This window comes from Agromyces sp. GL_144, assembly GCF_057834305.1.
The window spans coordinates 2,039,228-2,052,007 of record NZ_CM174399.1 but is presented as its reverse complement, the minus strand read 5'-3'; the positions used below and the strand labels follow the sequence as shown (position 1 = coordinate 2,052,007).

13 protein-coding genes are annotated in these 12,780 nt (G+C 70.1%); all 13 read right to left on the bottom strand.

The features are described from left to right. A complete protein-coding gene (gene nusB / locus AC3IPY_RS09250) occupies positions 1 to 414 on the bottom strand; it encodes a transcription antitermination factor NusB (RefSeq protein ID WP_157427655.1) in 414 nt (137 codons plus the stop codon). Continuing rightward, positions 414 to 977 (bottom strand): elongation factor P, encoded by a 564-nt coding sequence (gene efp / locus AC3IPY_RS09245; protein WP_489188157.1) that lies wholly within the window; start codon positions 975 to 977, stop codon positions 414 to 416. The genes nusB and efp overlap by 1 nt, the downstream gene beginning before the upstream one ends. Positions 978 to 1,052: 75 nt before the next feature. Next, positions 1,053 to 1,493, bottom strand: coding sequence for a type II 3-dehydroquinate dehydratase (locus AC3IPY_RS09240; RefSeq protein WP_489188156.1), 441 nt, complete (start codon positions 1,491 to 1,493; stop codon positions 1,053 to 1,055). Positions 1,494 to 1,575: 82 nt separating this feature from the next. Then, positions 1,576 to 2,661 carry a 3-dehydroquinate synthase gene (gene aroB, locus AC3IPY_RS09235; protein WP_489188155.1) on the bottom strand — a complete coding sequence of 362 codons (1,086 nt, stop codon included), beginning with the start codon at positions 2,659 to 2,661 and terminating at the stop codon, positions 1,576 to 1,578. Beyond that, positions 2,658 to 3,203 carry a shikimate kinase gene (locus tag AC3IPY_RS09230; protein ID WP_489188154.1) on the bottom strand — a complete coding sequence of 182 codons (546 nt, stop codon included), beginning with the start codon at positions 3,201 to 3,203 and terminating at the stop codon, positions 2,658 to 2,660. The genes aroB and AC3IPY_RS09230 overlap by 4 nt, the downstream gene beginning before the upstream one ends. 5 nt (positions 3,204 to 3,208) lie before the next feature. Continuing rightward, positions 3,209 to 4,429 (bottom strand): chorismate synthase, encoded by a 1,221-nt coding sequence (gene aroC, locus AC3IPY_RS09225; protein WP_489188153.1) that lies wholly within the window; start codon positions 4,427 to 4,429, stop codon positions 3,209 to 3,211. A 21-nt stretch (positions 4,430 to 4,450) separates the two neighbouring features. Further along, entirely contained in the window at positions 4,451 to 5,299 is an 849-nt protein-coding gene (locus tag AC3IPY_RS09220; RefSeq protein ID WP_489188152.1) for a shikimate dehydrogenase, read from the bottom strand. After that, positions 5,292 to 6,767: an endolytic transglycosylase MltG gene (gene mltG / locus AC3IPY_RS09215; protein ID WP_489188151.1), complete on the bottom strand. Its 1,476-nt coding sequence runs from the start codon at positions 6,765 to 6,767 to the stop codon at positions 5,292 to 5,294. The genes AC3IPY_RS09220 and mltG overlap by 8 nt, the downstream gene beginning before the upstream one ends. Continuing rightward, positions 6,764 to 7,240, bottom strand: coding sequence for a Holliday junction resolvase RuvX (gene ruvX, locus AC3IPY_RS09210; RefSeq protein WP_489188149.1), 477 nt, complete (start codon positions 7,238 to 7,240; stop codon positions 6,764 to 6,766). Before ruvX ends, mltG begins: the two co-directional genes overlap by 4 nt. Positions 7,241 to 7,247: 7 nt before the next feature. After that, positions 7,248 to 9,902 (bottom strand): alanine--tRNA ligase, encoded by a 2,655-nt coding sequence (gene alaS, locus AC3IPY_RS09205; protein WP_489188148.1) that lies wholly within the window; start codon positions 9,900 to 9,902, stop codon positions 7,248 to 7,250. A 97-nt stretch (positions 9,903 to 9,999) separates the two neighbouring features. Then, positions 10,000 to 10,197 (bottom strand): hypothetical protein, encoded by a 198-nt coding sequence (locus AC3IPY_RS09200; RefSeq protein ID WP_489188147.1) that lies wholly within the window; start codon positions 10,195 to 10,197, stop codon positions 10,000 to 10,002. Positions 10,198 to 10,357: 160 nt separating this feature from the next. Continuing rightward, positions 10,358 to 10,981 (bottom strand): 30S ribosomal protein S4, encoded by a 624-nt coding sequence (gene rpsD / locus AC3IPY_RS09195; protein WP_157427645.1) that lies wholly within the window; start codon positions 10,979 to 10,981, stop codon positions 10,358 to 10,360. Between the two features lie 251 nt (positions 10,982 to 11,232). Beyond that, on the bottom strand, positions 11,233 to 12,669 hold the full coding sequence (locus AC3IPY_RS09190; protein ID WP_489188146.1) for a replication-associated recombination protein A: 1,437 nt from the start codon (positions 12,667 to 12,669) through the stop codon (positions 11,233 to 11,235). Positions 12,670 to 12,780: the final 111 nt, after the last annotated feature.

Sequence of the window (12,780 nt, the reverse complement as noted above, 5' to 3'; positions counted from 1 at the left end):
TCAGGCCTTCGAGTGCGAGATGGCTGCGAGGAGGCCGTTGACGAAGCCGGCGGAGTCGTCGGTGGAGAGCACCGTGGCCGCCTCGACGGCCTCGGAGATCGCGACGGGGTCGGGCACCTGGTCGTTGTAGAGGATCTCCCACGCACCGATGCGCAGCAGCGCCCGGTCGACCGCGGGCATGCGCTCGAGGGTCCAGCCACGCGAATGGGTGGTGATCAGTTCGTCGATCTCTTCGCGGTGGTCGACGACGCCGTCGACGATCTCGCGCGCGTAGAGCCAGGACGTCTGACGCTCGGGCTCCCCGGCGGCCCGCTCGGCCTCGACGACGAGCAACTGCTCGACGGGCACCTGCCGCATGTCGGCCGAGTACAGCAGATCGAGGGCGCGCTTGCGCGCCTTCGTACGTGCGCTCACTAGTCGTTCACGCGCCCGAGGTAGGAGCCGTCGCGAGTGTCGACCTTGACCTTGGTGCCGGTCTCGAGGAACAGCGGCACCTGGATCTCGTAGCCGGTCTGGACCGTTGCGGGCTTCGTGCCGCCGGTCGAGCGGTCGCCCTGCAGGCCGGGCTCGGTGTACGTGATCTCGAGCACGACGGATGCCGGCAGCTCGACGTAGAGCGGGTTGCCGTTGTTCAGCGCGACCGTGACCGCCTGGTTCTCGAGCATGAAGTTGGCGGCGTCGCCCACGACCGTGCCGGGCACGGTGATCTGGTCGTAATCGGAGGTGTCCATGAACACGAACCCGTCGCCATCGGCGTAGAGGTAGGTGAAGTCGCGGCGGTCGACGTTCTCGATCTCGATCTTGGCGCCCGCGTTGTACGTGCGGTCGACGACCTTGCCCGACACGACGTTCTTGAGCTTGGTGCGCACGAACGCACCGCCCTTGCCCGGCTTGACGTGCTGGAACTCGATGACGCTCCAGAGCTGGCCGTCGATGGAGAGGACGACGCCGTTCTTGATGTCAGCGGTGCTTGCCATGGAGGTGATTCCGTTCGATTCGAGGAAAGTTGCGGGCGCACGGCGAAGGCATGCGACTGATCGAGTGTAGTCGACTCACCCGAGCGAACGCAGGACGGCGTCGACCGCGAGTCGATACGAGCCGGATCCGAAGCCCGCGATGACGCCGGTCGCGATGCCCGAGATCACGCTCGTGTGCCGGAACGTCTCACGGGCGTGGGGGTTCGAGAGGTGCACCTCGACGAGCGGCACGCCCGCCTGCTTCAGCTGCGCAGCGGCGTCGCGCAGCGCGTAGCTGTAATGCGTGAACGCGGCGGGATTCAGCACGACGGGCAGTCGACGGTCGACCGCTTCGTGGATCCACCCGATGAGCTCGGCCTCGTCGTCGGTCTGCCGCAGGTCGATCTCGACCCCCTCTGGCACGGATGCCGCGAGCTGCGCCTCGACGTCGGCCAGCGTCTCGCTGCCGTAGACCTCGGGTTCGCGGGTGCCCAGTCGCCCGAGGTTCGGGCCGTTCAGCACGAGGATCGTCGTCATCGCCCCAGCCTAGCGGCGCGGCATCCGTCGGCCCTTCGCGAGGTCGCGCGGCGAAGCGCGACCATGGAACGCGGCACCGCGCTCAGGATCCGATCTCCTGGTACGCCGCGAACAGGAGGGACTGGTCGGGCGCCTGCATGACCGTGGGCTTGGCGAGGTCGTCGAGCACGATGAATCGCAGCTGCCCGCCGCGCGACTTCTTGTCGCGCTGCATGGTCGCGAGCAGGGTCGGCCACCGTCCGGCCGGGTAGCTCGTGGGCAGGCCCAGCAGTTCGAGGATGCTGCGGTGCCGGTCGGCGACCTCGTCGGAGAGCCGCCCCGAGAGACGGCCGAGCTCGGCTGCGAACGCCATGCCGACCGAGATGGCCGCGCCGTGACGCCACTGGTAGCGCTCGGCGTGCTCGACCGCATGGCCGAGCGTGTGCCCGTAATTCAGGATCTCGCGCAGGCCCTGTTCGGTCAGGTCCTCTGAGACGACGTCGGCCTTCATCTGGATCGCGAGCTCGACGACGCGGCGGAACTGCGGGCTCGTGGGATCGGTCGCCGCATCGGGATCGGCCTCGATGATGTCGAGGATCTCGGGATAGCGGATGAAGCCGGCCTTCACGATCTCGGCGAACCCGGCGAGCGTCTCGTTGCGCGGCAGCGTGCCCAGCAGGTCGAGGTCGCAGAGCACGGCGGCCGGCGGATGGAACGCCCCGACGAGGTTCTTGCCCTCGTTGGTGTTGATGCCCGTCTTGCCGCCGACCGCGGCATCGACCATGCCGAGCACCGTCGTCGGCACCTGCACGACCCGTACGCCGCGCAGCCAGGTCGCCGCGACGAAGCCCGCGAGGTCGGTGACCGCCCCGCCGCCGATGCCGACCACGGCGTCGGTTCGGGTGAAGTCGGCCTGGCCGAGCACCTGCCAGCAGAACGCCGCGACCTCGATGCGCTTGCCCGCCTCGGCGTCGGGGATCTCGGCGAGCAGCACCTCGAAGCGATCCTGCAGCGACTCGCGCAACGCCGCGGCGCGTGCGCCGAGGGTCGCGGGGTGCACGACGAGCACCTTCTTCACCGCCGGGCCGAGCGCATCGGGAAGGCCCGCGAGCACGCCGTTGCCGATGACGACGTCGTATCCGTCGTCGCCGCCGACGCGGATGCTCGTGCTCGACTCTGGTGCGGTCATCGTGTTCCTCCGAAGTGCTCGGTGATCGTGTCGACGATACGTGCGACCGAGCGGCGCGACGTGTCGATCTCGAGGTCGGCGAGCGAGGCGTAGATCGGCGCCCGCTCGGCCTGGATCGCGATCCAGCGGTCGAGGCCGCCGTCGGCGAGCAGCGGCCGGTTGCCGCCCGCGAGCCGTGACGCCACCGCATCGGCGGAGACCTTCAACCAGACGACCGCGAGCTCGGCGAGGTCGGCACGGGTCTCGGCGTGCAGCACGGATCCGCCGCCGAGCGACACGACCGCCTCCTCGCGGAGCGCCTCGGCGACGAGCTCGCGCTCGACGATGCGGAAGTACTCCTCGCCCTCGCGCGCGAAGATCTGGTCGATGGGGCCGTAGCGCGCCTCGACGAGCGCATCGGTGTCGACGAAGGGCGCACCGACGGATGCCGCGAGCCGGGCTCCGACGCGTGACTTGCCGGCGCCCATCGGACCGATCAGGACGATCGGGAGCCCGATCACCGCGGCCGCACGGGCGGAATCTGTGTCAGCCGTCTCAGGCACGGGCGTCAGCCACGGACGTCGGGCGCCTCCGCCGCGGAGACCTCTGAGCGGAGCGCATCGGGGATCGACGCGAGGTAGCCCTCGAGGTTGCGGCGGGTCTCGCCGATCGAGTCGCCGCCGAACTTCTCGAGCACGGCATTCGCGAGCGTGAGCGCGACCATGGCCTCGGCCACGACGCCGGCCGCGGGAACCGCGCAGACATCCGATCGCTGGTGGTGGGCTGCGGCCGCCTCGCCGGTGGCGACGTCGACCGTCGGGAGCGCGTGCGGAATCGTCGCGATGGGCTTCATGCCTGCGCGCACGCGCAGCACGGTGCCCGTGGACATGCCGCCCTCGGTGCCGCCCGCGCGATCGCTCGCGCGGATGATGCGACCGTCGGCGAGGTGCAGTTCGTCGTGGGCGGCCGAGCCCCGACGGCGCGTGGTCTCGAAGCCGTCGCCGACCTCGACGCCCTTGATGGCCTGGATGCCCATGAGGGCCGCGGCGAGCTGCGAGTCGAGCCGGCGATCCCAGTGCACATGCGAGCCGAGCCCCGGCGGCACGCCGTAGGCGAGCACCTCGACGACGCCGCCGAGCGTGTCGCCGTCCTTGTGGGCCGAATCGACCTCGGCGACCATGAGCGCCGAGGTCTCGGCGTCGAAGCAGCGCAGCGGGTCGGCGTCGAGCGCGTCGACGTCGGCCGGTCGCGGCAGCGGCCGCCCCTCCGGCACGCGCACGGGCCCGATCGCGATGGTGTGGGCGACGAGCTCGATGCCGAGCTCGGAGAGGAAGCTGCGTGCGACGGCGCCGAGGGCGACCCGGGCGGCGGTCTCGCGGGCGCTCGCGCGCTCGAGCACGGGGCGGGCCTCGTCGAAGCCGTACTTCTGCATGCCGACGAGGTCGGCGTGACCCGGGCGGGGGCGCGTGAGCGCGGCGCCGCGGCCACGACCGAGTCGTGCGGGGTCGATGGGCTCGGGGCTCATGACCTCTTGCCACTTCGGCCATTCGGTGTTGCCGATGCGCAGCGCGATCGGCCCGCCGAGGCTCGACCCGTGGCGCACGCCGCCCGAGATCGCGAGCTCGTCCTGCTCGAACTTCATGCGCGCGCCACGGCCGTAGCCGAGTTTGCGGCGCGCCAGGTCGGCACGGATGTCATCGAGTGAAACGGGGATACCGGCGGGAAGACCCTCGAGGATCGCGACGAGCTCAGGGCCGTGCGACTCTCCGGCAGTGAGCCAACGGAGCATGCCGTCTATCCTTCCACAGGGTCAGCGCAGCGATTCGCGCATGACGTCGAGCACGTCACGCTCGTCGGGCAGCACCGCGGACGGATCGCCGCCGACGAAGATGCGCACCTGCAGCAGCGCCTGGTGCAGCAGCATCCCGCTGCCGTCGACGACCCGTGCGCCCCCGGCGATCCACTGCGTCGCGAGCGGGGTCGGCCAGGGCGCGTACGCGACGTCGAGCAGCAGCGCGTTCGACACGAGCGCCGCGGATGCCCCGACCCCGGCGTCCGTTCCGCCGGGCAGCGTGCTGACGACGAGATCGACCGCCTCGGCATGGGCGAGCACGCCGAGGTGCGCGGGTTCGACGACCACCCCGACCGAACGGCCGAGCTCGACGAGCGGCTCCGCCGCCTCCGGCCGCCGCAGCAGCAGGCGCACCCGCGCGACGCCGAGCTCGGCGACGGCGACCAGGGCGGATGCCGCGGTGGCGCCGCCCCCGATGATGATCGCCGTGCGCACGGACTCGAGCCCGGCCTCGGCGAGGGAACGCACGATGCCGCCGACGTCCGTGTTGAAGCCGAGACGCCGACCACCGTCGAAGAGCACGGTGTTCGCCGCGCCCGTGAGGCGCGCGACCACGTCGAGCTCGTCGAGCACGGGGATGACGTCGTACTTCAACGGCATCGTGAGCGAGAGACCGCGCCACGTCGCGTCACGGGTCTGCACGAACTCGCTGAGGCCCGAGCCGTCCATCTCGACGCGCTCGTACGACCAGTCGAGGCCGAGCCGGCGATACGCCGCCAGGTGGAGGCCGGGACTCTTCGAATGGGCGATCGGCTTGCCGAGCACGGCCAGACGTACGCCGTCGAGCGTGCCGTTCGACTCAGCCATACTCGGGGTGCTCGTCCATCCAGGCCAGCCACTTCGCGACCGCGGCGTCGTGCTCTTCGACCGTCGCCGAGAAGATCGTCTCGCCGGTGTCGAGGTTCCACGTCACGAAGAAGAGCCACGGGCCGTCGGCCGGATGCAGCGCGGCATCGATCGCCAGGTCGCCCGGGTTCGAGATCGGTCCGACCGGCAGCCCCGGATGCACGTACGTGTTGTATGCGTTGGATGCGTCGGCACGTTCGTCGTCGGTGGTGGTGACGAGGTGGGTATTGCCCGTGCCGTAGGCGACCGTGGCATCGGACTGCAGCAGCCCGCTCTCCCAGAGATTCGGATCGAGGCGGTTCTGGAAGACGCGCGACACCTTGTAGAAGTCGTCCCGGAGTCCGGCCTCCCGCTGCACGAGCGCGGCCAGCACGATCGTCCTCCAGCGGTCCTCAGGAGCGACGCCCGCCTCGTCGAGGGCTTGGAACTGCCGATCGACGAGGGTCTGCAGCACGTCGTGCGCGCTCAGTCCGGGGTCGAGCGTGTACGTCGCCGGGAAGAGGAAGCCCTCGAGGTTCGTCGCCTCCTTGGGGAGTCCGTAGTTCGCCGGCGGCTCGGCGGCTGCTGCCTGCAGTTCTTCGAGCGGAATACCGCTTCCTTCGGCGATGAGCGGAAGGGCGTCGACCGTCGCCGTGCCTTCGGGGATCACGAACGTGTTCTCGAGCTTGTTCGCCGGGTCCTGGAGGGCAGCCAGCGCCGCCTGCGAGCTCATCTGGCTCGCCAGTCGATACGCGCCGGGCTGGAACTCGGGCTCGGGGCTCTGCGCGAGCAGCAGGTCGTAGAAGGCGTCGTAGGAGGCGACGACGTCGTCGGCGACGAGGTTCTCGGCGATGTCGGACCCGGTGTCGCCGTCGTGGATCATGAAGACGACCTCGCCGGTGCCGGCGCCCTCGTAGTCGGCCGCCGGTGTGAACCGCTCGACGATGGCGCTGATCGGACCCTGCAGGAAGAACGCCGCGCCCGCGACGAGGCCGCCGACGATGAGCAGCCCGATGAGGCATCCCCATGCGCCGCGGCGCTTCTTCTTCGGCTCGTGGTACTCGTCGAAGGCGTTGGCGCGACGGTCGACCCTGGTCGAGACGAACGGGTCGACGGGTGGCTCCGGTTCCGCCTGCGGCTCGGGCGCGGGCGCGGAGACCGCGATGGCCTCGCGCTGCTGCGCCTGTTCGAGTTGCGCTTGCTCTCGCTGCTCGCGTTCTCGCAACTCCCGGCGGGTCAGGGGCTGGTGCTCGTCGGCTCCACCGGTCGCGCCGTCGGGCGCGACCCCGGGCGGCGTCGCCGCCGCGGAGCCGGTCGGGCGAGATGGCTGGGCCGCGGCGGCGGCCTTGCGTGCGGCATCCGCCTGGGCCTCGCCGTTGAGCAGCGCATGCCAGTCGGTGGCAAGGCGGTCAGGGGTGGGGTCTCGGCGCTCTGGGGGGAGCTGAGTCACAGGGTGGAGGGCCCTTCGTCGGTTCGAAGCGCGCGCCCGGGAGGATTGCCGGAGCTGCGCTCGCTGTCGAGTGCGTGTTGCAAAATGATAACGGCTGCGACCTGATCGACCACCGGACGTTGCGTGCGAGTCGAGCGACCCGAGGCCCGCAAGGCGTGTTGCGCGCTCACCGTAGAGAGGCGCTCGTCGACCAGGCGCACGACCGCCCCGGCCACGGCGAGCCGCTCGGCGAAGCCCACCGCGTCGTCGGTCGAGGGCGTGGACGCGCCCGACATCGACAGCGGATGCCCCACCACGAGCTCGAACGCGCCGTACTCCTCGGCCAGCTCGAGCACGCGCCGCACGTCGGCGTCGCCGTCGGCGGCGCGCGCCACCGTCTCGACCGGCACGGCGAGCATGCCGCCCGAATCGCAGCGCGCGACGCCGATACGGGCGCGCCCGACGTCGATGCCGAGCCTCACCCCGGAACGCATCGAACGCCTACGCGAACTGACGCCGCACGGCGTCGAGCGCGGCCGGGATCGCCGAGAGGTCGCTGCCGCCGCCCTGCGCGAGGTCGGGCTTGCCGCCGCCGCCGCCGCCGAGCACGCCGGCCATGGTCTTCGCGAGCGCACCGGCGTTGGCGCCGGCGTCACGTGCGGCCGGCGAGGTGGCGACGATGGCGACGGGCCTGCCGCCGACCTCGGCGGTCAGTGCCACGACGGATGCCGCGTCGCCGAGCTTTCCGCGAACGGCGGTCGCGAGCGAGCGCAGCTCGTCGCCCGAACCCAGTGAGCCGACCGTCTCGGCGACGAGCAGCACGTCGCCGGTGCGCACCGCGTTGGCCGCGAGGGCCGGCACGCGGTCGTTCAGCGCCTTGGCCTCGAACTGCGCGATGCGCTTCTCGGCCGCCTTGAGGCTGGACACGAGATCGCCGACGCGTTCGATGAGCTGATCGGGGCGGGTCTTCAGGTTCGACGTGAGCTCGGAGACGAGCGCGCGTTCGGCGGCGAACCGGCGGAACGCGTCGAGGCCGACGAGCGACTCGACACGACGGTTCGACGCACCGACCGAGGACTCGCCGATGATGTTGATCATGCCGACCTCGGCGCTCGAGCGCACATGCGTTCCGGCACAGAGTTCGCGCGACCACGGACCGCCGATGTCGACCACGCGAACGACGTCGCCGTACTTCTCGCCGAACAGCGCCATGGCCCCGAGCGCCTTCGCCTCGTCGAGCGGCAGCTCGCGGGTGACGACCTCGAGGTTGTCGCGTACGGCATTGTTCGAGATCTCCTCGATCTCGGTGCGGGTCTCGGGCGAGAGCGCCTGGTTCCAGCCGTAGTCGAGGCGCAGGTAGCCGGCCTTGTTGAACGAGCCGGACTGGTGCGCGTTCGGGCCGAGCACCTGGCGCAGCGCCGCGTGCACGAGGTGCGTGCCCGAGTGCGCCTGCGTCGCGCCGCGACGGTACTCCTCGTCGACGACGCTCGTCGCGGGCACGCCGACGCCGACCTCGCCGGTGAGCACCTTCACGGTGTGGCTGATGAGCCCCTTGACTGGCTTCTGCACGTCGAGCACCTCGAGCTCGAAGCCGTCGCCGACGATGCGGCCCTGGTCGGGCGCCTGACCGCCGGACTCCGCGTAGAGCGAGGTCTCGGCGAGGATGACCTCGGCCGTCTGCCCCGCGACCGCGGCCGCGACCGGGAGGCCGTCGACCAGGATGCCGAGCACGCTCGACTCGGTCATCAGGTCGGTGTAGCCCGTGAAGACGGTCTCGCCCTTGGCCCGGAAATCGGTGTAGACCGAGAGGTCGGCGAGCACCTTCTTCTTGGATTTGGCATCGGCCTTCGCCCGGGTGCGCTGCGCGGTCATGAGCTCGTCGAACGCCACGCGGTCGACCGCGATGCCGGCCTCGTCGGCCATCTCGAGCGTGAGCTCGATCGGGAACCCGTAGGTGTCGTGCAGGAGGAACGCCGTGTTGCCGGCCAGTTCCTTCTTGCCCGCGGTCTTCGTCTCGGCGACGGCGACGTCGAGGATCGACGTGCCGGCCTCGAGCGTTCGGAGGAAGGTCTCCTCTTCACCGAGGGCGAGCTGCTCGATGTGCGCGTAGTCGCGCTCGACCTCGGGATACGCGGCCTTCATGGCGTCGCGGGAGGCGGCGAAGAGCTCGCGGAACGTCGGCCCCTCGACCCCGAGCAGTCGCATCGCGCGGATGCTGCGGCGGAGCAGGCGACGCAGGATGTAGCCGCGCCCCTCATTGGACGGGCTGACCCCGTCGCTCATGAGCATGAGCGCGGAGCGCACGTGATCGGCGATGACGCGCATGCGCACGTCGTCATCGTGGTTCGCGCCGTAGGCACGGCCCGAGATCTCGGCGGCGCGGTCGAGTACCGGGCGCACCTGGTCGATCTCGTACATGTTCTCGACGCCCTGCTTGAGGAACGCGACGCGCTCGAGTCCCATGCCGGTGTCGATGTTCTTCTTCGGCAGTTCCTTGACGATGCGGAAGTCGGTCTTCGAGGTCACGTCGTCGATGAGGTACTGCATGAAGACGAGGTTCCAGATCTCGACGTAGCGGTCGTCGTCGGTGGCGGGGCCGCCGTCGATGCCGTACTCGGGGCCTCGGTCGAAGAAGATCTCGGAGCAAGGACCTGCGGGGCCGGGCTGACCGGTGTGCCAGTAGTTCGTGTCCTTGCCGAGGCGCTGGATGCGCTCTTCAGGCAGGCCCGCGACCTTCTTCCAGAGCTCGATCGCCTCGTCGTCCTCTTCGTAGACGGTGACCCAGAGGTCTTCGGGGCGGAACCCGTAGCCGCCATCGTCTTCAGGCGTCGTCAGCAGCTCCCACGCCATCGAGATGGCGCCTTCCTTGAAGTAGTCGCCGAACGAGAAGTTGCCGTTCATCTGGAAGAACGTGCCGTGCCGAGGGGTCTTTCCGACCTCTTCGATGTCGTTCGTGCGAATGCACTTCTGCACGCTCGTCGCGCGCGGATACGGCGCGGGGACGATGCCGGTGAGGTACGGCACGAACGGCACCATTCCGGCCACCGTGAAGAGCAGCGTCGGGTCGTCGGAGACGAGCGAGGCGGACGGCACGACGGTGTGGCCACGGCGTGCGAAGAAGTCCAGCCAGCGCTGGCGGATGTCTGCGGTCTGCATGATTCCGTTCTGGGTTCTGCTGCCGGAGCGGGCTCCGGTTGGGATTCTTTGGTCGGTCGACTCGGTGGACCCGGCCGGGCGTTCGGCCCGGTCCGGTTCAGTCGAGCAGCTCGTCGGCGACCGAGCGCAGCTCGGCCTCGCGCTCGTGGTAGCCGTCGGCGACGGCCCGGCCGAAGGCCTTCGCCTTCGCGTCGACGTTCGAGAAGAACTCGCGACCCTGTGCGGTCTGGTTGACCTGGTGCGCCACCACGAATCCGGCGGCGATTCCAGCTGCGAACCACAGAATGCTCTTCACGAAGTGCTCCCTCTGACCGATCTCGTCGCGCGGCGCACCTGGCGCGCTGCCGCTTGGCTCCGACCAGTCTAGTGGCGACCGAATGCGCCGGATCCGTCGCCGGAGACGGAACAGGGGCCGCGGAGAAACTCCGCGGCCCCTGCCCCTTGAACGCTGTGGATCAGCGAGCGGCGTAGTACTCGACGACGAGCTGCACTTCACAGGTCACGGGGACCTCGGCGCGCTTCGGACGACGGACGAGCTTCGCCTGGAGCTTGTCGAGCTCGACCTCGAGGTAGCCCGGGGTCTTGGGGAGCACGTCGACGTGTCCACCGGCAGCGGCGACCTGGAACGGCTCGGTGCCCTCGCTGCGCGCCTTGACGTGCACGAGCTGGCCGGGCTTCACGCGGAACGAGGGGCGGTCCACGAGCTGGCCGTCGACGAGGATGTGGCGGTGCACGACGAACTGACGGGCCTGCGTGATGGTGCGGGCGAAGCCGGCACGCAGCACGAGGGCGTCGAGGCGCATCTCGAGCAGCTCGACGAGGTTCTCACCGGTCTGGCCCGCGCTGCGCTTGGCCTCGACGTAGGCGATCTTCAGCTGCTTCTCGCGGATGCCGTACTGGGCGCGCAGACGCTGCTTCTCGCGCAGACGCACGGCGTAGTCGCTGTCCTGCTTGCGCTTGGTGCGACCGTGCTCGCCGGGAGCATAGGGGCGCTTCTCCATGTAGCGCGCGGCCTTCGGGGTCAGGGCGACACCGAGGGCGCGGGAGAGGCGGGTCTTGCTACGTGACTGGTTCGACACGAATGTCCTTTCGGAAGAATCTCAAGTGAATTCGCGGCGCGATCGTGCGCCGGGAAACTGTGTCAGAGGGATTCGCCAAGGGTGGATCGGCTACAGATCGCACCCGTTCGCCGGTGACCCTCTCGCAGCCGCGCTCGAGGATCAGGCTTCAGGCCAGAGGACATCGTACCACGGCGGCCCCGAGCGGCCCTGCATGGGCCGAACCGGTCATCACGAGCGGATGCCACGACCCTACGCCGGAGGAACCCCGGTCAGCGCCCGCCTCGCACGATGCGCCGCAGCTTCGAGAGCCGCGCGCCCACCTCGCGCTCGTTGCCGTGCTCGGTCGGCTCGTAGTACACGGCTCCGCGGAGCGACTCGGGCAGGTACTCCTGTGCCACCACCCCGATCGCGTCGTCATGCGGATAGACGTACCCCTTGCCGTGGCCGAGTCGCTTCGCCCCCGGGTAGTGCGCATCGCGCAGGTGCTTCGGCACGCGACCCGCCTTGCCGGCGCGCACGTCGGCGATCGCCTTGTCGATGCCGAGGTACGCCGCGTTCGACTTCGGCGCCGTCGCGAGATGCACGACCGCCTGCGCCAGGGGGATGCGCCCCTCCGGCATGCCGATGAACTGCACGGCGTCGGCCGCGGCCACGGCGACGCCGAGGGCCGTCGGATCGGCGAGGCCGATGTCTTCTGAGGCGAGCACGATGATGCGGCGCGCGATGAAGCGCGGGTCTTCGCCGGCCTCGATCATGCGCGCGAGGTAGTGGAGCGCCGCGTCGACGTCGCTGCCTCGCACCGACTTGATGAACGCGCTGATGACGTCGTAGTGCTCGTCGCCGTTGCGGTCGTAGCGGAGCAGCGCGCGATCGACGGCGCGCGCCACGAGCTCGGCCGTGATGACGGGCTTGGCCGGCTCCGAGGCATCCGCTTCGGCTTCGTCGCCTTCGGTTGCGTCGCCTTCGCCTTCGGCTTCGTCGTCTTCGGTCGCCCCGTCGTCACCTGCCGCGGTCGACTCGTTCGCCACCCCGAACGCCGCGACGGATGCCGCCTCGAGGGCGGTCAGTGCACGCCTCGCGTCTCCGGAGGCCAACCGCACGATCGCCGCTCGCGCCTCGGGCTCGAGCACGACCGCGTCGGCGAGGCCTCGAGGATCGGCCACCGCTCGGTCGACGAGCAGGGCGAGATCTTCGTCGGAGAGCAGCTCGAGGGTCAGCAGGAGCGAGCGCGAGAGCAGCGGCGAGATGACCGAGAACGACGGATTCTCGGTCGTGGCCGCGACGAGGATGACCCAGCCGTTCTCGACGCCGGGCAGCAGTGCGTCCTGCTGGGCCTTCGTGAACCGGTGGATCTCGTCGAGGAAGAGCACCGTCGAGATGCCGTAGAGGTCGCGGCTGGATCGCGCCTCCTCCATGACCTGGCGCACATCGCGCACGCCGGCCGAGACCGCGGAGAGCTCGACGAACTTGCGCCCCGACGAACGCGCGATGGCCTGGGCGAGCGTGGTCTTGCCCGTGCCCGGCGGGCCCCAGAGGATGACCGACACCGAACCGGACTCGCCGGTGCGGTCGCCCGCCAGTGCGACCAGGGGCGAACCCGGCGTCAGCAGATGACGCTGCCCGGCGACCTCGTCGAGGCTCGTCGGGCGCATGCGGACGGCGAGCGGAGTCGCGCCGGAACGCAATCCCTGCGCCGAGTTCACCATGCGCACAAGCGTAGCCGCGACATCCGACACCGCCGCCGTGGAGCCGCGCACGGCCTCATGGACGGCGGGGCGATTGGTGCCGACCCGCGCGCTTGCGTAGAGTCTGCTCGC

Excerpts from the sequence above, each read along its gene's own strand:
- efp (WP_489188157.1), bottom strand. The coding sequence starts at position 977 with ATGGCAAGCACCGCTGACATCAAGAACGGCGTCGTCCTCTCCATCGAC.
- AC3IPY_RS09240 (WP_489188156.1), bottom strand. The coding sequence starts at position 1,493 with ATGACGACGATCCTCGTGCTGAACGGCCCGAACCTCGGGCGACTGGGC.
- aroB (WP_489188155.1), bottom strand. The coding sequence starts at position 2,661 with ATGACCGCACCAGAGTCGAGCACGAGCATCCGCGTCGGCGGCGACGAC.
- aroC (WP_489188153.1), bottom strand. The coding sequence starts at position 4,429 with ATGCTCCGTTGGCTCACTGCCGGAGAGTCGCACGGCCCTGAGCTCGTC.
- AC3IPY_RS09220 (WP_489188152.1), bottom strand. The coding sequence starts at position 5,299 with ATGGCTGAGTCGAACGGCACGCTCGACGGCGTACGTCTGGCCGTGCTC.
- ruvX (WP_489188149.1), bottom strand. The coding sequence starts at position 7,240 with ATGCGTTCCGGGGTGAGGCTCGGCATCGACGTCGGGCGCGCCCGTATC.
- alaS (WP_489188148.1), bottom strand. The coding sequence starts at position 9,902 with ATGCAGACCGCAGACATCCGCCAGCGCTGGCTGGACTTCTTCGCACGC.
- AC3IPY_RS09190 (WP_489188146.1), bottom strand. The coding sequence starts at position 12,669 with ATGGTGAACTCGGCGCAGGGATTGCGTTCCGGCGCGACTCCGCTCGCC.